Annotated in this window: 26 protein-coding genes; 15 read left to right on the forward strand and 11 right to left on the reverse strand. The window is 54.4% G+C overall.

Going from position 1 to position 24,182, the window contains the following annotated elements:
* Nucleotide 1: 1 nt before the first annotated feature.
* From MKMG_RS02575 to MKMG_RS02585, 3 genes are read left to right on the forward strand one after another with little or no spacing between them, the layout of a single operon-like run.
* Entirely contained in the window at nt 2-1,162 is a 1,161-nt protein-coding gene (locus tag MKMG_RS02575) for a COG1361 S-layer family protein (RefSeq protein WP_165075207.1), read from the forward strand.
* A complete protein-coding gene (locus MKMG_RS02580) occupies nt 1,147-1,863 on the forward strand; it encodes an ABC transporter ATP-binding protein (RefSeq protein ID WP_165075210.1) in 717 nt (238 codons plus the stop codon). The genes MKMG_RS02575 and MKMG_RS02580 overlap by 16 nt, the downstream gene beginning before the upstream one ends.
* Nucleotides 1,860-3,014, forward strand: a complete 1,155-nt coding sequence (locus MKMG_RS02585; protein ID WP_165075213.1) for an ABC transporter permease — start codon at nt 1,860-1,862, stop codon at nt 3,012-3,014. The genes MKMG_RS02580 and MKMG_RS02585 overlap by 4 nt, the downstream gene beginning before the upstream one ends.
* 14 nt (nt 3,015-3,028) lie before the next feature.
* Here the strand turns inward: MKMG_RS02585 and MKMG_RS02590 are convergent, their stop codons facing one another.
* From MKMG_RS02590 to MKMG_RS02615, 6 genes are all read right to left on the reverse strand, one after another.
* On the reverse strand, nt 3,029-3,298 hold the full coding sequence (locus tag MKMG_RS02590; protein WP_165075216.1) for a hypothetical protein: 270 nt from the start codon (nt 3,296-3,298) through the stop codon (nt 3,029-3,031).
* A gap of 7 nt (nt 3,299-3,305) precedes the next feature.
* Entirely contained in the window at nt 3,306-3,935 is a 630-nt protein-coding gene (locus MKMG_RS02595) for a DUF2953 domain-containing protein (protein WP_165075218.1), read from the reverse strand.
* Nucleotides 3,936-3,961: 26 nt separating this feature from the next.
* Nucleotides 3,962-4,417 carry a GerW family sporulation protein gene (locus MKMG_RS02600; protein WP_165075220.1) on the reverse strand — a complete coding sequence of 152 codons (456 nt, stop codon included), beginning with the start codon at nt 4,415-4,417 and terminating at the stop codon, nt 3,962-3,964.
* Nucleotides 4,418-4,512: 95 nt separating this feature from the next.
* On the reverse strand, nt 4,513-5,115 hold the full coding sequence (locus MKMG_RS02605; RefSeq protein ID WP_165075222.1) for a DUF2115 domain-containing protein: 603 nt from the start codon (nt 5,113-5,115) through the stop codon (nt 4,513-4,515).
* Entirely contained in the window at nt 5,115-6,647 is a 1,533-nt protein-coding gene (locus MKMG_RS02610) for an MBL fold metallo-hydrolase (protein ID WP_165075224.1), read from the reverse strand. Before MKMG_RS02610 ends, MKMG_RS02605 begins: the two co-directional genes overlap by 1 nt.
* Before the next feature lie 36 nt (nt 6,648-6,683).
* Entirely contained in the window at nt 6,684-7,415 is a 732-nt protein-coding gene (locus tag MKMG_RS02615; protein WP_165075226.1) for a class I SAM-dependent methyltransferase, read from the reverse strand.
* A 481-nt stretch (nt 7,416-7,896) separates the two neighbouring features.
* Here MKMG_RS02615 and MKMG_RS02620 point away from each other — a divergent pair, with 481 nt between their 5' ends.
* Both MKMG_RS02620 and MKMG_RS02625 read left to right on the forward strand, forming a co-directional pair.
* The gene (locus MKMG_RS02620) at nt 7,897-9,417 is read left to right on the forward strand and encodes a DASS family sodium-coupled anion symporter (RefSeq protein WP_165075228.1); all 1,521 of its coding nucleotides are present in this window, start codon (nt 7,897-7,899) and stop codon (nt 9,415-9,417) included.
* Nucleotides 9,418-9,523: 106 nt separating this feature from the next.
* The gene (locus MKMG_RS02625; RefSeq protein ID WP_165075230.1) at nt 9,524-9,751 is read left to right on the forward strand and encodes a hypothetical protein; all 228 of its coding nucleotides are present in this window, start codon (nt 9,524-9,526) and stop codon (nt 9,749-9,751) included.
* A gap of 12 nt (nt 9,752-9,763) precedes the next feature.
* Here MKMG_RS02625 and MKMG_RS02630 read toward each other — a convergent pair whose 3' ends face one another.
* Nucleotides 9,764-10,132: a hypothetical protein gene (locus MKMG_RS02630; RefSeq protein WP_165075232.1), complete on the reverse strand. Its 369-nt coding sequence runs from the start codon at nt 10,130-10,132 to the stop codon at nt 9,764-9,766.
* Nucleotides 10,133-10,346: 214 nt separating this feature from the next.
* Here MKMG_RS02630 and MKMG_RS02635 point away from each other — a divergent pair, with 214 nt between their 5' ends.
* Genes MKMG_RS02635 through wtpA form a run of 4 tightly spaced genes read left to right on the forward strand, consistent with a single transcriptional unit; the run spans nt 10,347 to nt 15,803 of the window.
* Nucleotides 10,347-13,301, forward strand: coding sequence for a PEGA domain-containing protein (locus MKMG_RS02635; RefSeq protein WP_165075234.1), 2,955 nt, complete (start codon nt 10,347-10,349; stop codon nt 13,299-13,301).
* 15 nt (nt 13,302-13,316) lie between these two features.
* Nucleotides 13,317-14,219: an argininosuccinate synthase gene (locus tag MKMG_RS02640; RefSeq protein WP_254059059.1), complete on the forward strand. Its 903-nt coding sequence runs from the start codon at nt 13,317-13,319 to the stop codon at nt 14,217-14,219.
* Entirely contained in the window at nt 14,219-14,782 is a 564-nt protein-coding gene (locus tag MKMG_RS02645; RefSeq protein WP_165075236.1) for a molybdopterin-dependent oxidoreductase, read from the forward strand. The genes MKMG_RS02640 and MKMG_RS02645 overlap by 1 nt, the downstream gene beginning before the upstream one ends.
* Entirely contained in the window at nt 14,769-15,803 is a 1,035-nt protein-coding gene (wtpA, locus tag MKMG_RS02650) for a tungstate ABC transporter substrate-binding protein WtpA (protein ID WP_254059060.1), read from the forward strand. The genes MKMG_RS02645 and wtpA overlap by 14 nt, the downstream gene beginning before the upstream one ends.
* Before the next feature lie 158 nt (nt 15,804-15,961).
* Here wtpA and MKMG_RS02655 read toward each other — a convergent pair whose 3' ends face one another.
* Together MKMG_RS02655 and MKMG_RS02660 are read right to left on the reverse strand one after the other, a co-directional pair.
* Complete coding sequence (locus MKMG_RS02655; protein WP_165075238.1) at nt 15,962-16,588, reverse strand: hypothetical protein; 627 nt, start codon at nt 16,586-16,588, stop codon at nt 15,962-15,964.
* Nucleotides 16,589-16,628: 40 nt separating this feature from the next.
* On the reverse strand, nt 16,629-18,314 hold the full coding sequence (locus MKMG_RS02660; RefSeq protein ID WP_165075240.1) for a phospholipase D-like domain-containing protein: 1,686 nt from the start codon (nt 18,312-18,314) through the stop codon (nt 16,629-16,631).
* A gap of 9 nt (nt 18,315-18,323) precedes the next feature.
* Here MKMG_RS02660 and MKMG_RS02665 point away from each other — a divergent pair, with 9 nt between their 5' ends.
* From MKMG_RS02665 to MKMG_RS02680, 4 genes are all read left to right on the forward strand, one after another.
* Entirely contained in the window at nt 18,324-19,055 is a 732-nt protein-coding gene (locus MKMG_RS02665) for a uridylate kinase (RefSeq protein ID WP_165075242.1), read from the forward strand.
* A gap of 30 nt (nt 19,056-19,085) precedes the next feature.
* Entirely contained in the window at nt 19,086-19,247 is a 162-nt protein-coding gene (locus MKMG_RS02670) for a zinc finger domain-containing protein (protein ID WP_165075244.1), read from the forward strand.
* Nucleotides 19,248-19,250: 3 nt separating this feature from the next.
* The gene (locus MKMG_RS02675) at nt 19,251-19,508 is read left to right on the forward strand and encodes an elongation factor 1-beta (RefSeq protein WP_165075246.1); all 258 of its coding nucleotides are present in this window, start codon (nt 19,251-19,253) and stop codon (nt 19,506-19,508) included.
* A gap of 827 nt (nt 19,509-20,335) precedes the next feature.
* The gene (locus MKMG_RS02680; RefSeq protein WP_254059061.1) at nt 20,336-20,719 is read left to right on the forward strand and encodes a hypothetical protein; all 384 of its coding nucleotides are present in this window, start codon (nt 20,336-20,338) and stop codon (nt 20,717-20,719) included.
* A gap of 433 nt (nt 20,720-21,152) precedes the next feature.
* Here the strand turns inward: MKMG_RS02680 and MKMG_RS02685 are convergent, their stop codons facing one another.
* Both MKMG_RS02685 and MKMG_RS02690 read right to left on the reverse strand, forming a co-directional pair.
* Complete coding sequence (locus MKMG_RS02685) at nt 21,153-21,887, reverse strand: winged helix-turn-helix transcriptional regulator (RefSeq protein WP_165075248.1); 735 nt, start codon at nt 21,885-21,887, stop codon at nt 21,153-21,155.
* Between the two features lie 23 nt (nt 21,888-21,910).
* Entirely contained in the window at nt 21,911-22,354 is a 444-nt protein-coding gene (locus MKMG_RS02690; RefSeq protein WP_254059062.1) for a peptidase domain-containing protein, read from the reverse strand.
* 343 nt (nt 22,355-22,697) lie between these two features.
* Between MKMG_RS02690 and MKMG_RS02695 the strand changes: the two genes are divergently transcribed.
* Nucleotides 22,698-23,219, forward strand: a complete 522-nt coding sequence (locus MKMG_RS02695; RefSeq protein ID WP_165075252.1) for a hypothetical protein — start codon at nt 22,698-22,700, stop codon at nt 23,217-23,219.
* A gap of 51 nt (nt 23,220-23,270) precedes the next feature.
* Nucleotides 23,271-23,750 (forward strand): hypothetical protein, encoded by a 480-nt coding sequence (locus tag MKMG_RS02700; protein WP_165075254.1) that lies wholly within the window; start codon nt 23,271-23,273, stop codon nt 23,748-23,750.
* Nucleotides 23,751-24,182: the final 432 nt, after the last annotated feature.

Consider the following 24,182-nt stretch of genomic DNA (forward strand, 5'->3'; position numbering starts at 1 on the left):
AATGAAATATCGATATAAGATACCTGTTTTTTGTATTCTGCTGTTACTCTGTATCGTCCCGGCAACAGCGGCGGATTCCTCGACAATGGTTGAGGGCCTGCTTGGTGTCACCGATGTGGTCATTGACCCCGGGGAGTTCATGTATGGCGACAGCGGGACTGTAAAGGTGACAGTGACAAACACCGGCACGACGCCTGTTGCCATCGCACGGGCAAAACTCTATTCCAGTGAACTCGACGTCGAGGGAGACGAGAACTACGGGTCAGTCGGGTCAATCGGACCGGGCAATAGTCTGCAGTTCACCTTTACGATAACAGCAGATGCAGCGGACGGCATATACTATCCGCTCTTCTATCTTGACCTGCGGGACGCCTCCAGTCTGCGCTACCGTGTCCCGGTCAAAGTGGAGAACTCGGGACTCTCCCTCTCGGTGACCGACCGGCCGGATGCCTTTACATCCGGTAAAAAGGAGGACGTCACGATCATGGTCGGAAACCCGCGGGAAAACACAGTGAACGGGGTTGTGATCACCCCGCTGACAAACGGCTACGAGACGACCGAGACCTCACACTTCATCGGCACCCTTGCACCCGACCAGGCGGCTGAGGCGACCTTTTCTGTCACGCCCTACTCAGAAACTCCGATGGAGTTTACCGTCCATTACCGGAACGGGATGAATGATCATGAGATCACCACAGCGGTGCCGGTCACCTTTGGCATTGACCGCAAACAGGCGGAGACGGTTCTCAACAATATCAAGGTCACTTCGGAAGGAGACCACTATATTATCACCGGTGACGTCACCAATGCCGGGCTCGAAGATGCGAAGTCAGTGGTGGTCACCACCGGATCTCCGGCGACTCCTGTGGACCCGTACCGCTCCTATGTGATCGGTGCCCTTGAACCGGACGACTTTGCGAGCTTTGAAGCGACCTTCTCGGTTGAACCGGGCACAGAGGAGATTACGCTTGTCACGAGCTATAAGGATAAGGACGGCAACCGCTACTCAGACCAGCTTGGTATTCCGCTCATTTCCGTTGCTTTCCCTGACAACAGCAGGCCTGTCGCGAGTGATGAACTGCCTCTCGTCTGGATTGTGGTCGTTATCATCTGTACGGCAGTTGTTGCCGGCGTCATCTACTACTCATGGAAGAAGAAGTGAAGAACCCGGACTGTGCCGAAAAGCTTCCAAAGGATGCGGTCATCCGTCTGGAAGAGGCAACAAAGGTCTACTCCCTGCCCTTTGGTGACGTGGTGGCACTGGACAGGGTCTGCATTGCGGTGATGCCGGGAGAGTTTATTGCCATCATGGGGCCCTCCGGTTCCGGGAAATCCACCCTCCTCAATCTCATCGGCAGTCTGGATGTCCCAACGTCAGGAGACCTCTATATTGACGGCCGTGACACCCGTGCACTCTCAGATGATGAACTCACCGAACTGCGGCGGGACCGTATCGGTTTCATCTTCCAGCAGTTTAACCTGATTCCGCTCTTAACCGTCCTTGAGAACGTGGAGTATCCCATGATTCTCAAGAGCCGGCAGGCAGTGAAGGGCAACTCCCGTGCCAGAGATCTCCTGCTGAAGGTCGGCCTCACCGAACAGATGCTCGCGCACAAGCCCAGGGAGCTCTCCGGCGGGCAGCAGCAGCGTGTGGCCATCGCCCGGGCGCTCATCAATGACCCGGCGATTCTGCTCTGTGACGAACCTACGGGTAATCTGGACCAGGCAACCGGGCGGTTGATCATGGACATGCTTTCTGAAGTGAACCGCCGGGGCAAAACCATCATCATGGTCACGCATGATGCCGACATCGCGGCCTATGCAAGCCGCACGATCACCATCGTGGACGGGAAGGTTGCATGATATTCTTTGAAATCTCGAAACGCAACATTCGCCTCAACTGGCTGCGCTCGCTCCTTGCGGTAGCAGGCATTGTGATAGGTGTGATTGCAATATCATCCATGGGCATTCTCGGCAGTTCCCTTACGCTCTCGGTCACGGATTCTCTCTCGACGGTGGGTGACTCGGTCATCGTTATTCCTGTTGTCGGGTCGCCCGGCCAGAATATGGTGACGACTGAGGCCCGTATCACTGACCGGCAGCTCCAGCAGATCATCCGGGTGGTTGCCCCCAATGATGCGGTACCCATCTACGCCGGTGCGGACAGAATAGAGATCGGGCCGGATAAGACGGTGGCCGCCCTCTACGGCATCCGCCCGGAGCAGATCCCCTTAATGGTCGATATAGCAGACGGTATCGTCCCCCGCAGCACCAGCGGTGCCCTTGCCGGTGCTTCGCTTGCAGACGAGTATGACCTGAAGACCGGCAGCCGGGTCAGGGTCGGCAACGAGACCGTACGCATCACGGGTATTCTTGAGGAGCAGGGCATGGGCTTTGACATCAACCCGGACAATGCGCTCATCGTCTCTGACAGGTGGTACTCCGCAGCCTATGATCAGGACAACTATGACCAGGTCATTGTCAAGGTGCGTGACATCAATGACATCGACGCGGTCAAACTCGCGATTGAACGGACGCTCAACCGTCGCGAAGACGAGGTGACGATCTACGACACCCGTATGATCCTCGAGATGATCATAGAGACCTTCAACCAGATCTCTCTCTTCACGACGGCCATCGGCGGCATCTCACTTCTGGTCGCCGGTGTCTCTATATTTAATGTCCAGATGATGTCGGTGACCGAACGCATCAAGGAGATTGGCATCATCCGGAGTATCGGGACAAAACGGTTTGAGGTGATGCGGATGTATCTGTATGAGGCGTTCATTCTGGGCCTGCTCGGATCATGTATCGGCGGTGTCCTCTCCTTTGCAGGCGGCTACATCGTCGTCTCCATCATGCTGCAGGACGCGTCCTATCTCTTCTATCCGGAGACGCTCTTCTATATTCCCTACGGGATGAGTATCGGGCTCCTTGTCACCCTCATATCCGGTCTCTATCCGGCATGGAAGGCGGCAAACCTCAATCCGATTGAGGCACTCCGGTTTGAGTGAAACAAAATATTCTCTTATTTTTGTGGTCGTTCCGGTGATCTCTCCGGGAAGACCGGGTGCAGAGACTGCAGATCCGGGTAGGCGCCCGCAAGTTCATCCCACCATGCAAATGATATGGTAAACGAGACGATGCGCAGGCTGGTGCCCGAGTGTATCAGGAGGCCGACGGGTTCTTTATCTCCCGCACCTCCTCCCGGAAATACCGTTGTCCTGCTCCGGAATACGGGGATTACTGTTACATTGCCCCGGATGTACGGCATCTCAGTCCTGATCATCTCCTTCATCTGCCTTTCACCATTTCTTCCATACCGCCGGGTGGCGGATGATACGGATCACCGGCGGGACAAGAGAGAGGGGGTGGGCAATCCGGATGGCCCCTTCTGCCTCGCCTTCCACCACATGTTCATGAAATTCTGCAGCGGCTGCAAGGGAGATTCGCTCTCCTGTCGCCATCAGCATGCCCCGGAGGGCCATCAGGATGCCAAAGACCTCTCCGGTCAGGGCCGCATCACCCAGTCCGAATCTGACCGAGGCCCGCAGGTGGTCGATTGCAATCTGGTGCAGGATGGGGCCTGCCTGCGGCAGCACCGCATCCGCGATGCCGATGATATCGGGTGCCGGTTTCTCTTTGTCTGTCTCCTCTGCTTCTTTCTCCGGGGATTCCGTTGGAACTGTCTCGGGCAGGACTCTTCTGACCGTCCGTCCGAAGAGAGATACCTCGATGGTGGACTCATCCGGGACATTTGCATGCAGGGAGATAATTCCCCACTCTGCACAGAATCCAAAGAGGAGTGCCGGTGCGTCCCGGCAGAGTCTGGCCCGGCCGCTGAGGTTCACCGGCACTGCCCAGAGAATGATGAGCAGGGCTGCAATGAAGACGATGAGAAGTGCTGCTGCAATGAGAATAATCCCGTATATCATAAAAAGAAGGGTTGGGGTTGTCCCGGTTATGTGGTCTCTGTCTCTTCCGGCACTTCAGTCGGGCCTTCGGACGCAGCGGGCTTTTCCGGTTCGCTCTTTTTTGTCATCGTCTTCAGGGCCTCTGTCACCTGCGGCAGGACGTTCTCACCGATGGTGGCGATGGCCTCTGATATGGCGGAGTGTTTCTTGAGCGAGATCACCTGCACACTTTCAATTCCGGTCAGTTTCTTGTGCAGGATGATGAGTGCAACAGGTGAGACGCCGCCACCGGCTCCGGCTCCGGCCCCTTCGCCGCTGCCTTCACCCTTCGTCGTATCTTTCCCGTTTCCTTTTACCATTCCGCCACCGAATCCGAATCCGAATGAGGCGATAGGGATGATGACCTTGTCCCCTGCATCGATTGCATCGCCCATGATGGTATTGGCATTGATGAGACTGTCCAGTTCATCGGTAGCCAGTTTAAAGAAGTCTTCTCCTGACATGTATGTTACCAGCCTTAGGTATATTCAGGTAGGTGTTAAAGTTACCGCATCCCCGTCCGGTGGGCCAGCCTGCCGGCCTGTGTGAATCTCTTCTATCAGATATTGTCGGGGTCCTGCAGGGCCGGGCAGAAGTTGCATATCGAGTGCCATATCTCCTCTTCCTTGTCCCGGATGGCACAGTAATAGGCACCATTCTTTTGGTGCACGGTGAATCCGCCGGGAAACGGTGTTCCCACCGGGTGACCGGGCTCGTCACAGACAAACATCGCAAAGGCACAGAGAAGGTAATAAAAAAGCTGATAAAACGGGATCATTGTCTCGTTTTCTCCGGGATAGGGTGCATCGGGCTGGTTCCTGAGGCAGGCATCCGGGATCATGCGACAGAATTTCACATACGTCTTACGGTCTGTGATGGGATCCTGCATATGTGTCCAGGCTCCTGCCCGGTCACATTTCAGGAGTTTGTGATACCGCCCAAAGAACCATTTCTCTGCATACGGGCGGAACTCCTCGCGGTAGGGCATGGGCAGGATATCAACCTCCTGCCTGACCCGTGCACTGATCACAGTAAGGTCATACCGGCCGAATCGTTTCACCTCGCGGGCAAGACATTCTCCCAGGTCCCCTTTTGTCTGTGCCGCCTCCATATCCGCTGCAATCCGGCGGATCTCTCTCTTTGGAGAGGCGACGGTGCGCATCAGGCTGTCTCCTCCGGGATTTCCCTACCCCCGGCATGTGTGTAGTGCTCAATGGTGCCTGTTACCACGAGCCTGCCGTCCTGGTACTCCGAGACTGCCCCGTGCCCGCCAAAGATGGTGCAGGTCCGGTGGGTTTCTTCTGTAAACTCCTGTGCAAGTCCGGAGAGGGCATGCCGTTCGGCCCGTGCAAGCTCTGAATCTACGTTCACTGATGTGACGAGGTAGTCGGCATAGGAGTTGTAGCGCCGCCTCTCCTCAGTGAGGCTCGCAAAGTTAATCAGGCTGTCTGCGGTGAAGAGATATCCTTTCTCCGGGCAGTAGAGGACGAGTTCACCCACCTGGTGGCCACCCGGTGTCTCCAGAACCTCGAAGCTGAGATCGCCGATGGCAAGGCGGCATACCACGGGGAAGATGGAGCGTTTCTCTTCGGTTCCCGGTCTGATGAGGCGGATATTCTTTTCTGCCGGGGGATTCCACCGGGAGTAGTGGGCAATCATCGTGGTGTAGACCTCTTCGAGCACTAGATTCTCACTCCGGGACCCCCAGGCCCGGTTGCCGGTCCGGATGATCTCCCGGGTCGCAGGGTGCATCAGGGCGGGCACGTCAAAGAACCCGCCTGCTCCGCAGTGATCCGCATCCCCGTGGGAAATGATGATGCGGGTCAGCCCTTCTGCGACCGGCAGGCCGTATGCGGCAAAGAGCTGCATCACGTCCCGGTGGTAGACTGCGTAGCCCGTATCCAGCATTTCAAACCCGTCCAGAGTCCGGAAGAGGTAGATGTTTCCGCCGCCGGGGAGCTGAATGGCATAGAGTGTCACCTCTTCAGAGAGGGTCAGTATCTGCACATCTGCATAAAATCCTTCTCCGCAGGTGGCTGCGATATACTCGCCTGCCCCCAGCACATTTTGGAACACCGTCTTTGGGTCTTCGCCTCTTGCGGTCAGATCCTGTGCGATGTGATTGATCTCACCAAGGAACCGCAAAAGAAAGTCGTCGTCTTTGGTATCGATGAGTGTGCGCATATTCTGGGCAAAGCGCAGGTAGAATACCGTGTCATCGAGGCTCTCACCGGTGCTGTCGAACTCCAGCACCTCAATCGGGTAGCGTGACTTGAGTGCATCGAGGAGCTCTTCAGCGGGACCACTCTCGCGGACGCTCATGCTGATGGTGACCCGGTCCGGGTGAATGCCCGCGTCATCAAAGGTGATGGAGGTGATCTGTGCCCCGGCACCGGTGGTCATCGTCAGAAATTCATTGAGCGCCCCTGATTCATGCGGCAGGTGGATATGAATCTTCAGGGACGCAAAGGTCTCAAGTGATGTCTGCAGATAGCCGATCTCAGCGAGTCCCTGGCGGATACTCTCGTATTCCTCAGGGGTGGCGGTCACTTCAAAGAAGGTTGTATGGGGATCGATGCCGCGGTCAAAGTGGACCCGGTTGATATTGCCGTTATGCTCGGTGATGATGGCGACACCGCGCTGAAGGGCACCGGTCCGGATGGGGATGGTGGTGACGAATGCGTATCGGTTCATGGTTGTATTCCGGTTGTGTCGTTTATTATTCATTATTCAGACCGGACGAAAGAGGATCATCGTCCAGCCGACGGCCTCCCGCCCGAAGAGGATGTATTCGTCCTGTATGGTCTTAAGATAGGCGGCAATGTCTGCTGTCTCCTGGGTATCGGGGTGTTCCCACAGCCATGCGGCTGTGTGGGTCCAGATGCCGGACTCGTAGTGGTCCCAGTCTGCAGGTGCTGCGTGCCACAGCCACGTCGGCATGAAGCCGGCTTCCCGTCCGGCGGAGACCAGTTCATATAGGGTCCGCACTTCCGGCCATTCGCGGGCAAATTCAGGAGGCGTGCGTGACCCCTCCCAGACCCGGTCACCGAAGAGGATGGAGCCGTTATCCCCGGCAAGTTCTGCACAGGCACGGATGGCCTCATCGGGTCCTCCCCAGCAGTCAACAGATCCGAGGGAGATGACAAGGTCTGCACCCTTCGGGAGTGTGGCTGTCGCAGCATCGCCGCAGGTAAACTCCAGACGTTCCGAAAGACCTGCACCGGCTGCCGCAGCTGTGGCTGTCCGGCAGGCGTCCTCCCGGATGTCGATGCCATACCCGGCACAGCCGTATGCATCTGCAAGCAGGATGAGTGCAGTCCCGTTGCCGGCCCCGGCATCGATGATGAGGCTCTTCTTTCCGATGCCTGCAGCCTGTCCCGCTTCAAGGATTGCATTGTCCGTCACCGGGTTCATGTGTCGCAGACTGCCCTGTGTGATATGGATAAGTGTATGTTCGTTCATGGGTATAGGTGGCCGCTACCGGCCTTCACTGAAAGATATGTTTTGTATCTGAAAAAAGGGTTGGCAGGGTGTCCGGCTATTTTGAGAGCTGCTCCCGGTATGCATCAGGGATATCGGTTGTCCGGTTGACGATGTCGCGGTTTTAGTTCCCGGATGACGGGTTTTTCTCTCATACAGATTCCGTTCAGATGCAGGTATTCCCATCACGCATCCTGATTCGGGGTATATTCGCGCGAAGAAAAAGGTATTTGGTTTTATGCTTTTTTTCTGCGGCAAAAAGGGATGGGCTATGGTATTGCCCGGAATTCCGGTATATATTGCGAATTCAGGTAGTTTAAGCGGGTATTGCAAAATTTCACAGACTCAGTGAGAGTATTTACTCTAATCTGCATTAATCGCCTTTATTTCTCAAAAATAACCTGATCTGTGCGTTTTTTAAAAAAGATATGTAATTATATCATACGAACCTACCATTTCCTGTATGAAGAAGACAATCGGAAAAATCGTCGGGGTTCTGGTATTCTTTATCATCCTTCTCTGGCCCATGGACCCCGCCTTTTTCCCGGTGCAGGCGACCGCCGCGTCCACTGCCCTGATAGTGATCTGGTGGATCACCGAGGCAATCCCTATTCAGGCGACTGCTCTTTTGCCCATCGTGCTCTTTCCCACCCTGGGTGTGCTGACCGCTACTGAGGCGACGGCCCCATATGCTGATAAGGTCATCTTCCTTTTCATGGGGGGTTTCATCATTGCGATGTCCATGCAGCGCTGGGGCCTGCATGAACGGATTGCACTCGCGATTCTTAATAAAGCGGGCTCGAGTTCACGCATGCTTATTTTCGGGTTTATGGTTGCAACAGCATTTCTCTCAATGTGGATATCGAATACGGCGACCGCGATGATGATGATCCCCATTGCAATTTCCATCGTCGCCACGATTCTGCCGAGAAATGACCTGAAACTTGCGGAGATGGACAGATCGCAGCGTGACTTTGCAGAATGTATCGTCATCTCCATCGCCTATGCGGCCAGTATCGGCGGACTTGCAACGATCATCGGCACCCCGCCAAACGGCATATTCCTCGCACAGATGGAGACGATATTTCCCACTGCGCCGACCATTGATTTCTTTACCTGGATGAAGTTCGGGCTGCCGCTTGCGTTCATATTCCTCCCGATTGCCTGGGCATGGCTCATCTACGGGCCCTACCGGCATATGCCGAAGAAGATCTCCCACGGGCATAATATTATCCGGCAGCGGATTGCTGAACTGGGCCCGATGAGTAAGGGCGAACGCTGGACCCTGATGGTCTTTGTACTGACCGCGGTTGCCTGGATTATGCGTTCTGAGAAGGATATTGGCGGACTAATCATTCCCGGTATCAATACGTATATGCCGTGGGTGCATGATTCCACCATTGCAATCGCAGGGGCCCTCCTGCTCTTCCTGCTGCCGGTTGACCGGAAACAGGGCATCTATACGATGAACTGGGAGTGGGCAAAGAAGATCCCGTGGGGGATTCTCATCCTCTTCGGCGGTGGTATTGCCCTCTCAAAGGCGTTCATCGCCTCCGGCCTTGCGCAGGAAATAATCAACACCTTCACGATATTCCATGGTCTCCCGATTGTGGTGGCAGTCGTTGCTGTGGCAGTCATCGTCTCCTTCCTGACGGAGGTGACGTCAAATACGGCGATGGCATCGGTGATGATCCCCATCATGGCGGTGACCTCCCTTTCGATGGGCATTCACCCATGGATACTGATGCTTACCGCAACCTTCGCCGCTTCGATGGCATTTATGCTGCCGGTTGCGACCCCCCCGAATGCGGTGGCCTATGGTTCCGGCTACATCACCATGCAGGATATGATGCGTTCCGGATGGGTGCTTAACTTCTTCGGTATCGGTATTCTGACCGTGATGATGTTCACCATCATCACCTGGGTCCTCGGCATCGGCCCTGAGATCCCGACATGGGCACTGGAACCTGTGCTTGGCCCCTGAAAAAGAGAGCATCCATTTTTTATTTTTATATCCGTGGGTTTTTCTCCTGGTATGAACCTGTGCCAAAGGTAGTAACGTTAATATCTCACGGGTCGACGTTTCCAGTATGGCACGGGAACGCTTCATAAAATCCGATCTTGATGAGGGCTTTGGCGTCGAGGGAAAGCGACCCCACGATACAAAGGTCAGTGTTGATGAGGAGTCAGGCAGCCCCATCGCACCAGAGGGACGGCCTGCCCCCGATGAACAGGATCAGAATCAAAAGGCGAAGAAAGGAAAGTCATTTGATCGCCTCTCGATTAAAGAACAAAATGACGCAAATATATTCCGGTAGGAAGTCCCGGATTCACTGCGGCCGGATGGCAATGTCTTCCGGACGCTCAACGATCATCTCTTTTTTTTCGCGGTACGTCTGAACTGTGCCGATCACGCTGATCGTCTCTCCTACAACAGTTTCAGGGTCAGCCAGAGCACCATCCGGCACAAAGACAGAGGTATTGTTTACCGTGAGCATGAGGTGGCCGCCCGTCCGGGTATTGGCTGCGGCAGTTACGGTGCCGGTGAGCACAGCAAGGCTGCCGTCCTCCAGCGTATCTGAGAATGGTGCTGCAAATGGTTCTTTCCCTGCTGATTCGATCAGAAATGAGATCACTGCAAGCAGTATGAGAATTCCTGCGATGAGGAGGAGGGCAGTCCGTTCCTGCGGGTGGAGCATGGTACCTGAATGTTGCCGTCTGCCACATTAGTAAATATGGTGGCAGGTATGTGGATGGTGTTAAATTGATTTAATTAACATTGTAGAGAATAAATCATTACTCTTTTAAACCGGTGACACAGATCTTTCCAAATCAGGTGTTATTGTGGTTTCCCGTATCTGCCGTTTTAGTTTACTGTTTATTTTTCTTATCGGGCTTGTCATACTCCCCGTCATGGCCACAGATGCAATTACTGTGGCGCGCTATGCCCCCGGGGATAATGAGCCGGAATATGAAGAGTCGTTCACCATCGCGTGGATGGAAAAGAATCTCCCTGTAATGGGGGATGGTACTACCCATTATTATCTGCAGGGCCCGGTCTTTGACGAATCCGAGGATCCCTGGAACCCGGATGAGGAGATCAACTGTTACCCGGATAAGGACATGGGTGCTCTCAGGGGCACTGATGTGGCTGCACTCTGTGACCTAGCAGGCGGTGCCCACCGTGGAGATGTGATTCTCATCCGTTCCGAAGACGGGTTCAGGAAGTCATTTCCCTATGCGAATGTCTATACCCCGCCCTCCCGGCAGGGCCCGATGGTGCTTGCCTGGGAACGGGACGGGCAGAAGGCGGGTGCCGGATATTATGACGGGATGCGGCTCCAGTTCTTTGCTGACACCTCGGTGAATCCGTGGGGTGAGCATATCTTCGGCAACAGTGATATGCAATCCGCACTTCCTGAGGAGTACTGGCACTTCTTCCAGCCGAACCTGCCCACCACCACCGGGCTTTCAGTACAGTCCGTTTCACGCATAGAGATATACGAATCAAGCGGCGGACAGCCTCCGGTGGTCCCGTCCGGCGGGAGTGACGGTGGAGCGGATATCTGGGCACCTGCCACCGGCACCCTGACCGTGCGCTCTGTTCCGGAGGGTGCCGCGGTGGTTATTGACGGTGCCGTGAGTGAATTCGTGACCAATGTCTCCATCCCGGATATGCCGGAGGGGTATTACGGTGTCACGGTGCAGCGTGAGGGATACGAGAACCCTGCCGAGGAATGGATCCTGGTGGCAGACGGTTCCAATGCCACGGTCTCCTTTGCCCCGACCGCCATCACCGCCTCATGCACCGTAGTCTCTCATCCGGCGGGTGCCGCTGTCGCAGTGGACGGAGTAAACAGCGGGATGTCGGCGGGTACCGAACCCCTGACTCTCATCACCGGGAACCACGTCCTGACCCTCACCATGGAGGGCTATGTGCCACTTGATCTTCCGGTCTGCATCACGAAAGAGGGTGAGAACCGTGTGGAAGGGGTCCTCGTCCCCCTCTGCAGCGAAGACGATACTCCCGTTCTCTCTGCAGGACCCCATGGTCTTCTTCCCGGCTCCCTGATGGTGGCGGCGGCACCGGGATATCCCGGTTTTATTTCCGGCGGAGAGTCGGTCCGGGCAGACCTGCCTGATGCAGACGGAGAGGAGATCACATCATACCTGCTCTTCTCCCACGGGTCTGACACCACATCGGGTCTTCCCGCAGAACCACAGGTGGCCCTGTCGTCAGGGGGAGCAGGCCTGATTCCCCGGCACCTTGCCAATGCCCTCAGCTCTGCCGGCAGCGTTGACCAGACCTGTGCTCTCTTCCCGTCCGTATCACGGGCTGTTACGGTCAGGGGTGCGGGAGGTGAGGGAGATGTCTTCTCTCTCTGTGCAGCAGTCTCCCTTCTTGCCCGCCCCGGCCCGGGAGAGTTCTCATATGTGGTGTATGAGGGATGTGTCCCGGCAGAAGGGGAAGTTCTTACAATTCCTGCAGATACACTGCCGGAAAACGGCACCCGGACCCTCACCCTGCTCTGTAGCGGAGCGGGAGAGAAGACGGATGCCCCGGTCATATCTGTGAACGGGATGCCGCTGAGAGCAGATGTCTCTCTCCCCGTGCCTGGTCTGTTGCGCATGAGTGTACCTCTACCGCCCGGTGATGGTGCATATACCGTCACCGCAGCGGGTGCTTCTCCCGGATGTATGGTGAGGATTGCGGTTGCAACCGCGGCAGCACCATCCGGTGCCGTTTCTGATGGAACTGAAACGGCAGAAACAGCAGATGCTTCCGGTGATGCCGATGGCGGAGTTTTCGCAGGCATATTCCGGTTCTTTGCTGCTCTCTTCTCTTCATCTGCACCAGAATTACCCGCACCCGGGGACGACACCTCCCTCCCTGTGGCAGGCAGTCTGCCGGATGCGACACCACTGCCTGACACCCCGGCCCCGGAGATGACGGCAGCGCCTGCAGCACCTGCAGAGGTCGATAAATATTCGGCCCTGACCGGAGGGGTGCTGGTGGAGTCTGTGCCGTCAGGTGCATGGATCAGTCTGGACGGCAAACCGACCGGCCGGAAGACCCCGGCACTCTTCGCCGGCCTCAAGGAGGGCACACACCGTATTGGTGTCTCATCTGCGCTCACCGGGGGGTCACGGTCTGATACGGCATGGGTCTATCCGGGGGCCCTTGGTTCCATCTTCTTTGACTTCTCAGGCAGTCTTCCGGAGACGGCCGTACAGGTGGAGAGCGGAACGGATGAACCGGTGGTGTTTACGGTGAACGGAAAACTGCCGAAGCAGACGACGCCTGCAGAGGTGACGATCGTGGATACGGATTCATTCGTTGCGGTCACATCGGACACCGGCTACCAGACGTATCCCCTGGGCTACCGGCGTGGTGACGGGACTCTTTCAGTTGTCCCGGCCACCTCAGGCACCTGCACAGTCGCTGTCGCATCCGACCCGGCAGGCGCTGAGATCTTTATCGACGGCAGAAGAACAGGGGAGACAACTCCGTCTGCAATCTCCGGTCTCTCCACAGGTCCCCACCGGGTTGCCTGTTCGCTGCCGGGGTATCGCCCGGAGGCACGGGTTGTATCAATAAATGATCTCCCCGGCACCACTGACGCAGAGGCAGCGTTCACGCTCCTGGCGTATTCAAACGGCGGCCTCTGTGTGACATCAGAGCCCGCGGGTGCAAAAATCTACCTCTATGATCGCTACATCGGTCTGGTGACGCCCGCGACGATTCCCGGCCTTCCGATAGGCACCTATGAAATTGGCCTCTCATCGGAAGATGAGACCATGATCAGAGAGGCGACTGTCCTTCCTGACACCGTGGTGACGTATGAATTCCGGTTTGAAACGGAATAACAAGAGATGCAAAAAATGAAAAAGAGTATGATTTCAATGAATTCAGAAAATAATGGGCCTTCAGGGCCAAACACCCTCTGCCGCATCACAGTGGCAGTGATTGTGGCAGCACTCCTCCTCTGTGCAGGGGCGGCCGCGGGACCGACGACAAACATCACCGTAACCAGGATTGCAGCAGACACCGGCGACATCATTGCTGAGAAGACGGTGGATTATATCTGGATGCAGGAGAACCTGCCGGTACAGGGCGATGGTGTCACCCACTACTACCACCAGGGTCCGGTCTTCTCTGACGATAAAGAGGTGGCCTGGGACCGCAATGAGACGACAAACTTCAAGGACCATGGGGCAGTGATGGGCACCGATGTCGCTGACCTCTGCAGTCTGGTCGGCGGTGCCGCACCGGGGGATGAGATCATGGTGAAGGCCGCAGACGGCTACCATGTGGAGTTCCCGTATGAAAACGTGTGTAGTCCTGACCCACGCCAGGGTCCTTTGGTTGTCACCTGGTACAATGGTGAGGACGCAGTCTCCGGGGAACGGGCCGGTGTCGGGTATCCTCCCGAGGACTACTACAGCGGCATGCGCCTCATCTTCTTTGCAGACACCTCCACCAATGTGGATGGGAAACATGTCTATGGAAACTGGGATATGCATGAGACGATGCCCGGCTCTGTGCAGCACTTCTTTGACCTGATGCCATCGAACAATGGCTACACCGTGAAGCATGTGGATGAAATCCGCATCTATGAAGACGGGTTTACCGGGGATACATCTGCGCCTGTCAAATCCCTGCAGGCCGATGCTGCAGCAAGCGGTTCCGCTGCAGTGCCGGACACCACTTCCACACCCGCTCCGCTGGTGCTCATCGCCGCAGGATTTGCCCTTGCACTTGTTCCGCTGCGCCGGAGGCTCTGATGATGCGGCTGATTCCGGTTCTCTGTGTCTGCCTCCTGGCAGCTGCCTGTATCTGCGGCTGCACCGGAACTGCTGACACGGCCGTGGCCGTTCCGGAGCCCCTGCCGGGGAATATTACGATCATAAACGGTGAGACTGAGACAGTCCTTGACTGGGACACGATCACGGCGATGCCCGCCTTTGAAGGGTATGGCTATTCGGTATCCACCGTGGGCATCAAATCCGGGCCCTATGATGTGAAAGGTGTGCGTCTCACCGACCTCATTGCTCTTGCAGGGGAATTCGGGCCGGAGAACCTGACCTGGATATCAGCACCCGACGGATACCTCTGGGTCTTTGACTATGAACAGGTGCAGGGCGGGGGTTTCATCACCCTTGATGATGGCCTTAAAGAAATCCCGGCACCGCCCCTGACCGTGATCATCATGTATGAGCAGGACGGCCTGCCCCTCACCTGCAATGATGGCGGCCCCTTCCGCATGGTGATCGCAACCGATACGCCTGACGTGATCACCGAAGGCAGTTCCTGGGTGAAATGGGTGGATACCATTGAAGTCAAGTAGTTCCAGAACATCTCCCATTCTTTTTTTGCTCATCTGCTGTGCGATGGTGGTCATGTCTGCCGTTGCGGGGTGCAGTGACTCAACGGAGAAGACGGTCATCAATGTGGTCCCGGCGGGCAGTCTCTTAGGTCCAATGGAGACGATGGAGGCCGAGTACGAAGCCCTGCACCCGGATATTGATATACGGAGCGAGGGGCACGGCAGTATCCAGTGTATCCGGCAGGTGACCGACCTGCACCGGGACTTTGACGTGGTCATTGTCGCAGACGAGTCTCTCATTCCTGACATGATGTACATCCCCCGTGAGGACAACAACGGGACCTATGCTGTGTCGTACACGCCTCTGGCCCGCAATGAGATGGTCATCACCTATACCGACCTGAGCCGCTACCATGATGAGATCACCGAAGAGAACTGGATGGAAATCCTTTGCCGCCCGGATGTGCGGACCGGCATATCAAACCCGATGCTTGACGCAGCCGGCTACCGTGGCATGATGGTGCTGCTTCTGGCAGAGAATTACTATGGCACAGAAGGTCTCTTTGACACAATAGTTATCCGCAATCTTGCGCAGCAACCTGTTGTGGTGCGCAATGGCACCGCAGCAGAGGTCATCCTTCCGGAGATGATGAAGACGTCAGGGCCCGGTCTTGTCATCCGGGATGGCAGTGTGCATCTGCTCTCCCTTCTGGAGGCAGGCGGCATTGATTATGCCTTTGAATACCGGAGTGTGGCAGAGGAGCACGGGCTGCATTATCTGTCCCTCCCGCCGGAAATTGATCTCAGTTCACCGGCATATGCCGGGCTCTACGATGATGTCAGCGTGAGTCTCGGATTCCAGCGGTTCAGTTCAATCGGCAGTGAGCGGACCGGGCGGCCCATTGTGTATGGCATTACCGTGCCGACGACAGCCACCCACCCGGAAGAGGCGGAGGGATTTGCAGAGTTTGTGATCCAGTCGATGGCAACCGGATATGATACCTGGCCGCGGCCGTATTCTGCAACGGACGTTAAATCCTGATCTAACTGTCCTTTTTTTGTCCGTCCGGTATCATCCTGCAGATGGCGTCCGGTGCGTGTCGTATCGTTGTGCTGTGAAATGATATCGTCAACGGCACTTGGGAGTGTCATACCTGAACGGATGTACTCCGGTTGTGGCCCAGGATAAAAAAATAGGAATCAGAGGGAGTTTAAGTTCATCACCGTTTTGATGGCCCCGGGGACTTTTCTTGTGATGGTGTAGGGTTCTCCCTTCCCGCTCTGCACCTGAACGGAGAAGACAGTCTCTGGTGGCAGACCTTTTGAGGGGTAGACGAGGATGGTGAATATCTCGCCCGGTTCGATGATGAGGTCATTGTCTGCCTGTTCTCCTGCATTGACATGGCTTCGGGATGCAACCGTCCAGTTCGGGCGCTGAAGCGGCATGTTGCCGGAATACCGGAGCCCCTCGATGTGATCTTTTGCAGATATCCTGATGTCTGCTGTCTCCATGTTGACTCCTCCCATCTCACCTCCTATCAGGCGGAGTGAAAGCGAGACAGCCCCCATGGTCTCCGGGTTGGCGGGGCCTTCAGCCACGGTGACGCCCTCATACGGCCCGCCGCTGTCGGCAAACCCGTAGACGTCACCGTCTGTGATGAGTGCGTCAGCGGACGCTTCGATGGCGTTGGGAATGATGCCTCTTTTGTGGTCCGTGGTCAGGGGAGAGCCAAGCAGGAAATGGACCATGATCAAAAGACCAATGACGGCAATGACGCCAATCACGAGGTCTGCACCGGTGACGGCGTCTTCACGGCAGGGGTTCATACTATCTCTTCTGTTCTGCTCTGGTGTTAAAAATTCGTGTTTAGTGCACCCGGCGCCTGATACAGTAGCCGATGAAGAGCAGCAGGATTACACCTGCGGCAATCTCCTGCCTGAGACAGGTGTCATCAGCCTCTGCTGCAGTTTCATCCGGCAGCGGTCCGGCATCCTCCCAGTCTTTCGAAAATACTGCGCTGAAATAGGCACCTGCATCCGGACTTTCAATGATGACACCCGCCTCACGGTTAAAGGAGGGGGAGTTTTCGTTCCAGTTGACCGATGATATGAGCACCGCATCGCCGTCCACGATGACGCCCTTGTTGTGTAGCTTATCCGGGTATCCGGGGCCTATGCGGGCAAGCCGTGCCTCCGCCGGCAGTTTTTCTGCTGCAGCAACGGCGTTGATGCGTGCGGCCATCTCGTCATTGTCGTTCTCTCCTTCAATATTAAACCAGTAACTGTCGAGAATGATACGCACGTTAACACCCCTCCGGGCGGCGTCCATTGTCGCTTCAAGGTAGGGGTTGGGAGCCCCCTTTGTCCAGTTGCTGATGTAGGCCTGCTGTATGTCAACCGAGTGCTCTGCCTTTTCGATGAGTGCCGGTATGAGGTATGCGGTGTCCGGGGCAAGGACCGGGGTCACGCTGGCATTGTCAAAGGACTGTGTGCCGAATGCCGGTTTGTATGCATCCCCTGTCATCTCCTCCGGCAGGGCACCGGCACCGGTAAACGGCACCACGTCACCCCCTGTTACGTCAGCCGTGAAGACTTCTGCAAAGTAGTCTGCCACCCGCTGGTCGGTGATAATGACGCCCCATCCCCGGTTTCCTGCTCTGCCTCTGTCCGGGAATCCGCTCTCCTTGAAGTTTTCCGATGTCAGGAGAACAGCCTCGCGGTCGGCGATGATATATTTGGCATGGTCATAGCGGTAGCGGGCATGGGTACTCTCTGTTGTCTCCATCGTGTATACCGCGGCACCCTTCTCCCGGAGATGTGCGGCCACCCCTTTCTCTGCTGTCCCGATGCCGCCGACCGGCCCGCCCTCAAGGAGGATGGTGACACTGACATCGTCGTCCAGTGCGGCGGCAACGTACGTGGCGATATTTGGATCTGCGAACTCATAGACGTTGATGAGCAGTTCTGAGTCTGCAAGGCGGATGGCCTTCCCGATCATCTCCCGTGATGCATCCGGTGCCGCGAATGCCGTCCCGGAGACACCACAGAAGGAGACGGTGGTAAACCGGGACTGGCCGATCATCAGGGGGCGGGGGTCCCAGACGCCGTCTTCCCGGAAGTGTAGCTGCCCCTCCCGGCAGACGAAATCTCCCGGCCAGGTGATGCGGCAGGTCTCCTGCCCGTCTTCCCGGAGGATGACCTCATCACCTTTGTTTGCCAGTTTCAGCGTCCCGGTGCGGATCATATCAGGCACATCGGGTGCGGAGTCATACCATTCATAATCCGGGTATGCCCCGTGCACCGTGCGATAGGCCTCTGCCTGCTGGGCCATGACAATCCTCCCGGCAGCCCTGTCACCGTCCGGGAACCGGGCACTGCCCTCCCCGTCCGATACCGATACCCCGGTGAGACTGCCGGTGCCGGTGATGACGATGTATTCGTCGGCCTCTCCTTTGTACCAGGTATCCGGGCAGACTTCTGTTATGGTGAACGCTGCTGTCACCGTGCCACAGCAGAGGAGGCAGAGTACCAGTGCGGCAGGGAGGGTGCGCATATCTGAGAGATGCGCAGGCTGGCAGATACACTTTGTGGATTGCATCCGTTTTGGTTTTTTGGCGAACGGCTTATGCCATGGAATGGTGATGGTGTATGTGAGAGTATACCGATGGATGTGGCAGCAGAGAAGAGCAGAGACCTTCTGGTCGTTAAAGCGGGCGGCAGCCTGACAGCAGAGATTCCGGCACTGTATATGCTTCTGGCCTCATCCGGTCGAAACATTCTGGTCGTTCCGGGCGGCGGCCGCTTTGCCGATGCCGTCAGGGATACCCATGCTGAGGGGAGTGCCGCACACTGGATGGCCGTCTGTGCGATGGAAGAGACTGCCTGGCTGTGGGTGGCTGCGGGGGCAGTTCCGGTGGGAGGGCTGCGGGATCCTGTAGAGGGCGTCTCGGTGCTGCTGCCCTACCGGGCGATGCGGGAGGCAGACCCGCTGCCGCATTCCTGGGATGTGACGTCTGATACCATCGCCGCATGGGTGGCATCGGCACGGGATGCCCCGCTTCTGCTCCTGAAATCGGTGGACGGAATATGCTGTGATGGGGTGTTCTGTGAATTTATTTCTGATGAGATGGTGGCTGGAATGGTGGAAACAGATGTGGTGGATCCGTTATTCCTTCCCTTTGCCCGTGCATCCGGCATCAGATGGGCCATCGTTAACGGCCGCGAACCGGATCGCATCCGTAGCTTCCTGCATGGCGGCAGGCCCCCCGGCACCTATTCCAATCCACATCTTTAATAGTTTTGATGCCGAATTAATGAGTTAATTATGGCAATAGAGAAGTGTACCTCCTGTAATGTCCCGCTCGCATCAGAGGGCTGGACAAAGTTCTCCTGCCCCAAGTGCGGGGAAACCATATACCGGTGCCATGACTGCCGGCACCAGAGTATCCCATACGAATGCAAGAAATGCGGATTCCTGGGGCCCTGAAGCATGGGAGAAGTAGCAGTTATTATCAAGATTATGCCCAAGTCACCTGACGTTGACCTTGAGGCACTCAAAGTATCAATCAAAGAAAAACTCCCCGGAACACAGGACATGGTCGTCGAACCTATCGGCTTTGGCCTTTCCAGTCTGAAAGTTGCTATCGTCGTCCCGGACGCCGAAGGGACCACCGAAGAGGCTGAGGCAACACTCCGCGGCCTTGAGGGTGTTGAGTCTGCAGAGATTGTCTCTGTTACTCTGACCTGAGAACAGCATATCTGTTCTTATTATTTTTATCATTGGGCCGGTGTTTGGGATACGCTGGCGTTTGTTCCGGGCGGCTGAGTGTTACTGATGATGCCGGACTGTTTTTGATGCGTTGTCCTTCTCTATACTGTCAGAAATGTCGTAAGACTATTCCGTCCCATGAGTCCATGAGCCTGTCCTGCCTGTTTTCTTTCATGCCGCTGCCACCCGCAGCACGAACTGAGAGGTACCCAGTCCTCCGGTCGGTGTCCTGAGATTCGCTATAAAACAGTAATCGCCCGGCGACAGTTCGGGTCTGGTAGTGGCCAAAACTTCTTGCCGGTAAAGCTGTCCGGCTCAATGGTTGCCTGTCTCTCGTTGTATGACGTGTAAACGATTGGCCCATAAGATGTTAATAAAGCGAAGCTAAATGTCTGATATGCGTCTTGAGTACTTCCCTTTCGCTGATCTGAGATCATAAATCATAGATTACAGCAAATGCCCTTAAATATCTCACAATCTGCCCCAAAAAGATCTAATATTTTCCAATGTGTGAAGCAAAACAGGAATGTCATCTATAATCTCGCAAATTACTGACACAGGCAGAATTCATCATACGTTGCCCTAATGATGAAATAAACAATAACCCGGGGTTTTAATGTCCAATTTGATCATTTGCCATTAGAAATGAGCGAAAGGGAAGTGAGTACTCCTGCAACACCAGGAATGGGGATGTGTCCCATGACAATGCCCGGAGGATCAACGAAATGAAGGGATACATTGCCGGATACCCGTGATGCCGGGAGTGAAGGAAGATGTGATTTAAGGTATTGATTGCGACTCTTGTTGTGGCTGGAGTGATCATCGCTGGTATGGCCATCTTCTGTGGAACCGGATCCGAATATCAGGACTCTCAACCCCCTTTACCGCTTTTTGGTGTATATAGCAATGACGATATACCGCATGAAGTTACCATAACCGTATTCGGCATAAACGGCACTCGCAACAACACTCTTGTCTGCTCGGAGATCCATTTGCTGGAAGCAGGCGGCCACGAAAAATCGTCAATCAAGAACGATGAAGGAGGAGAATTCCGATTTGAGATCTCAATTGATGATGAAGTTCCGCAGGAGTTTTCTTTCGGTTTTCAGCGTAGTAGCTCTCTTGCTATTTCCGTCCAGAGTGAGCGTGACGTTTGGGCGCAGATTGTTGAGAATGGGTTTCAGGGATAATTGTCGTATCCCGAAATCATTTGACATTAGAGATATATGGCGGTGTGAGCGATTCGTCCGACCGGGATATCCGGGGAATCATTCGTCAATACTCAATCTCTGGTATGGTTTCCGGTAGATCTACTTTTATTTTTTCATCAGGATCATAATTCCAAAAGAGAAGGCTGCCATCGGAAAACTGGATGTCCTCAGGCTGGGACAGAACTAAATCTGTCTCGCCAGAACGACAATTTATTGACCAAAATAGACTTGATTAGTGCCATTTAGTTAATCAAAGGGATAAAAATTGGCTTATTGTCGACATCAAATAGGGTTGTGTCCCAACCTGTCCTACCGAATTTCAGGAAATGATCCCCCTATTGGCTGGTGAAAGGATGCTTCCGGACTTCCGGGGTATTGTCATGTTCGTTTGCGAATTTCAGGGGATCAGCGGTTACACAGGTATGTACTTCAGCAGAACCTGTTCCAGATCCTGATTCACAAAACACTTCTTGTGTTTTCCTTCTGTAATGTAGTGGATGGTATCAGTATTTTGGAATTTATCAAGGTAGTAATGTATGGTGCTCTTGTCCAGATTGAAATTTTCCGCGAGGTCCTGATTCGTGATTCCCGGATGTTCCATAATACTCAGGAGGAGTATCCTGCTGGTTTCATTTTTCAGGTATGATGCGATTGCTTTCTCACCTTTATCAAATGTCCCGGAGTTCTGAAACAAGCGTATGAATTTTCCTGTTTTGACCGTCGTGATTTTGCATTCGGCATTGAGTTTCATAATATGATACTTCACGGTTCCCCGGTTTATCCTCTGGTTTTCTGATACCTCTGCGATGGTGCATCCGGGGTTTTCCAGGACGTACTCAAAGATGGTTTTCCGATTTTGATTTCCAAAGAGGTCTTGAATCCTGCCAAACACCAGAGGAATGCCCTTGAATATGCCGAAAACAGTGACCAGAATGCCTGATAGCTGGAATACCTGAATCCACAGGGGAAGTTCCCAGAATGTGATGGTTGCATCCGCACCGCTTGAATCAATGAGTCCCTTGTCGATAAGATCCTGGTTGTAAACATGGGGTTTTATCGTATACCCCCCTGTCGCAGCCTGCACTCCGGTGCTCACAAACAGCAGAAGAAGAGAGAGAAGAAGGAGAAGGGATACTATCCTCCGCATGAATGATCCGTTAAGGAATGGAGTCATATATAATAATCTTCAGTTCCTTCTACATTGTAGCCGTAGACCTCATAATGCCATGTCCCTTTGGCTATGCCGTTTGGATTTTCTATATCGATACTGATTCTCCCATCGATCATACCGTCGGCATTATCAAAGTACATGCCCAGATACTGCCAATCGGGGGAGTATACCTTCAGCCGCAGGGAGTCAGCCTGGTCGCCCCAGTTGAGATCCACATGCAGTACTGTAATATCGGTATCAACGGTTTTGCTGTGCTGGTTTGTCTCACCCTGTGTGATGGTATCATAGACGTACCGGATGACAATATCCCCACCGAAATCCTTTGCCGGTGTAATGATATATTCTCCGAAATGCGTTGTCTCATTTGCATCTGCCTTTTCTTCGTTTACTGCTGCAGAAGCGAAAGATACACAGCACAGCAATATCAATGCAACTATTCCCATTTTTTTCAACATTCACTCACTCCGGTATAATAGCCACGTAGGTATGTGTGATTAACCATAGTGATCTGTGTGAAATTGACGTTATTTAGTTTTTCTGTCCACATCGTCCAACTGAACGGAAACACTGAACGAGAACAGTTGGATGATGTGGACATAAAACATTAATGAAGCAAAGTCAAAAGCTATACACGTAGCATCAAGAAGATGTTGCACGGGGTTCACCTAAACCAACTAAGAATGGTTGAACCCCACGCATGCCCGGAGGCAAAACTATGTTGGCCTTACCATTACTTGAAAGCTTCGCCTTTTTGCCTCATGGGACATGAAACACGGAGGAAAAAGTATGAAACTGAAAAAAGGAAATGGACTCCTGTCGATTTTGGCACTACTGATGCTATTTGTATCGGTATCTGCAGGGGCAGCTTCTGCGGCCCAAATCAATTCGGATACACCCCTGATTGGTGAAACGCTAGTAGGGGAGGACATAGGTGACTTCGGAATTCTGTCCACATTACATATGGGAAGCATGTCAACAGATGGCGATGGCGATACGGCAAACGCAGTCTGTGTGGGATCTGTCACTGCTCCGGCCGGGCAGAACACCTTCTTGGCAGCGTACAGCAATGCTAACGACAGGGACAATGATGGACAGGGAGCGATCTATCGTTTGACGGTATGGGACGCTCTGGGCGTTGGGCACACTGCCGAAAAAAGGGTTGACTGGGCTACCAGCGGTACAATCAGTGTGAGCTTCAATTCACAGGGCAGTGGTGATGCCCATTACGAACTGTGGTGCGAGACACACGACTGGTTCGATACGACAAAGGCAACGGACACCGACTATGGTGATCTCGACTATGTCTGAAGAGGGTGCATCCCCCAGGATGCACTTTTTTTAATGGAATGGTGATTTGGTTTGAACAGAAAATTCGTGTGCATTGCTGTCCTGATTATGGTAGGTCTCGTCGGTGTTCTGGCGTATGTGACAGCATATGCCTGGGAGGACGTTGCCGTGAATACCACCAGTTCAGGTGGCAGAATCATATTTCTGGACAATACCTCCCATGGTACTTTCTTCCTTGGTGCGGCCTCTGCTGATTTCGAGAAAAACACAGCTTTTTCGAACTCTGTTCCTTTAATCGAGACAGGGATGGGGGGGAGCACCTTCACTGCCTCATGGAAAAATAACCAGAACAACGAACTCGGCAGTGGAAAGACGGCCGTCTTCACCATGACGGTCTGGGACCCAGCAGGGGTACCGCACAGCACCACAAGGGAGTCCGGAAAAATCTATTCTGGAACGCTGAGCGTATCCTGCTCCCCACTTGAACCTGGAGATGGGCGTTTCCTACTCACATCGACCATCTATGAGAAGAGACCGGTTCGAAATGATTGAGATGTGCTCAGCATGTGAAAATGCTATCTAAAAAATGATATTTCATCCGGTAAGCGGTTGCATCATGAGCTGCTACAAAACATGGACGATGCCGGAAGATCAATTTGTATCCCCTACAGGGGTTACAATGTACCCACTATTCTGTTCTATCTCCTGCGCAGCGGCTGCTGATACAACCAGTGACGCAACAATCAGTGTCATGACTGCAATTTTCCCCGTCTTCAGGGTATCCACAGGAAAATCTGGAACTGGAATATATCCTTTTTATGGGCCAATCATTTACCCATTGTATGACGTGTAAACGATTGGGCCACAAGATGTTAATAAAGCGACGTCAAAAGCCATACACATAGCATCGAAAAGATGTTGCACGGGGTTCACCCGAACGGATTAAGAATGGTTGAACCCCACGCGTGCCCGGAGGCAAAACTG

It is taken from the genome of Methanogenium sp. MK-MG (assembly GCF_009914725.1).
Taxonomy (GTDB): domain Archaea; phylum Halobacteriota; class Methanomicrobia; order Methanomicrobiales; family Methanomicrobiaceae; genus Methanogenium.

Excerpts from the sequence above, each read along its gene's own strand:
- MKMG_RS02575 (WP_165075207.1), top strand. The coding sequence starts at position 2 with ATGAAATATCGATATAAGATACCTGTTTTTTGTATTCTGCTGTTACTC.
- MKMG_RS02580 (WP_165075210.1), top strand. The coding sequence starts at position 1,147 with ATGGAAGAAGAAGTGAAGAACCCGGACTGTGCCGAAAAGCTTCCAAAG.
- MKMG_RS02585 (WP_165075213.1), top strand. The coding sequence starts at position 1,860 with ATGATATTCTTTGAAATCTCGAAACGCAACATTCGCCTCAACTGGCTG.
- MKMG_RS02590 (WP_165075216.1), bottom strand. The coding sequence starts at position 3,298 with ATGAAGGAGATGATCAGGACTGAGATGCCGTACATCCGGGGCAATGTA.
- MKMG_RS02595 (WP_165075218.1), bottom strand. The coding sequence starts at position 3,935 with ATGATATACGGGATTATTCTCATTGCAGCAGCACTTCTCATCGTCTTC.
- MKMG_RS02600 (WP_165075220.1), bottom strand. The coding sequence starts at position 4,417 with ATGTCAGGAGAAGACTTCTTTAAACTGGCTACCGATGAACTGGACAGT.
- MKMG_RS02605 (WP_165075222.1), bottom strand. The coding sequence starts at position 5,115 with ATGCGCACCGTCGCCTCTCCAAAGAGAGAGATCCGCCGGATTGCAGCG.
- MKMG_RS02610 (WP_165075224.1), bottom strand. The coding sequence starts at position 6,647 with ATGAACCGATACGCATTCGTCACCACCATCCCCATCCGGACCGGTGCC.
- MKMG_RS02615 (WP_165075226.1), bottom strand. The coding sequence starts at position 7,415 with ATGAACGAACATACACTTATCCATATCACACAGGGCAGTCTGCGACAC.
- MKMG_RS02620 (WP_165075228.1), top strand. The coding sequence starts at position 7,897 with ATGAAGAAGACAATCGGAAAAATCGTCGGGGTTCTGGTATTCTTTATC.
- MKMG_RS02625 (WP_165075230.1), top strand. The coding sequence starts at position 9,524 with ATGGCACGGGAACGCTTCATAAAATCCGATCTTGATGAGGGCTTTGGC.
- MKMG_RS02630 (WP_165075232.1), bottom strand. The coding sequence starts at position 10,132 with ATGCTCCACCCGCAGGAACGGACTGCCCTCCTCCTCATCGCAGGAATT.
- MKMG_RS02635 (WP_165075234.1), top strand. The coding sequence starts at position 10,347 with ATGGCCACAGATGCAATTACTGTGGCGCGCTATGCCCCCGGGGATAAT.
- MKMG_RS02640 (WP_254059059.1), top strand. The coding sequence starts at position 13,317 with ATGAAAAAGAGTATGATTTCAATGAATTCAGAAAATAATGGGCCTTCA.
- MKMG_RS02645 (WP_165075236.1), top strand. The coding sequence starts at position 14,219 with ATGATGCGGCTGATTCCGGTTCTCTGTGTCTGCCTCCTGGCAGCTGCC.
- MKMG_RS02655 (WP_165075238.1), bottom strand. The coding sequence starts at position 16,588 with ATGAACCCCTGCCGTGAAGACGCCGTCACCGGTGCAGACCTCGTGATT.
- MKMG_RS02660 (WP_165075240.1), bottom strand. The coding sequence starts at position 18,314 with ATGCGCACCCTCCCTGCCGCACTGGTACTCTGCCTCCTCTGCTGTGGC.
- MKMG_RS02665 (WP_165075242.1), top strand. The coding sequence starts at position 18,324 with ATGCGCAGGCTGGCAGATACACTTTGTGGATTGCATCCGTTTTGGTTT.
- MKMG_RS02670 (WP_165075244.1), top strand. The coding sequence starts at position 19,086 with ATGGCAATAGAGAAGTGTACCTCCTGTAATGTCCCGCTCGCATCAGAG.
- MKMG_RS02675 (WP_165075246.1), top strand. The coding sequence starts at position 19,251 with ATGGGAGAAGTAGCAGTTATTATCAAGATTATGCCCAAGTCACCTGAC.
- MKMG_RS02685 (WP_165075248.1), bottom strand. The coding sequence starts at position 21,887 with ATGCGGAGGATAGTATCCCTTCTCCTTCTTCTCTCTCTTCTTCTGCTG.
- MKMG_RS02690 (WP_254059062.1), bottom strand. The coding sequence starts at position 22,354 with ATGGGAATAGTTGCATTGATATTGCTGTGCTGTGTATCTTTCGCTTCT.
- MKMG_RS02695 (WP_165075252.1), top strand. The coding sequence starts at position 22,698 with ATGAAACTGAAAAAAGGAAATGGACTCCTGTCGATTTTGGCACTACTG.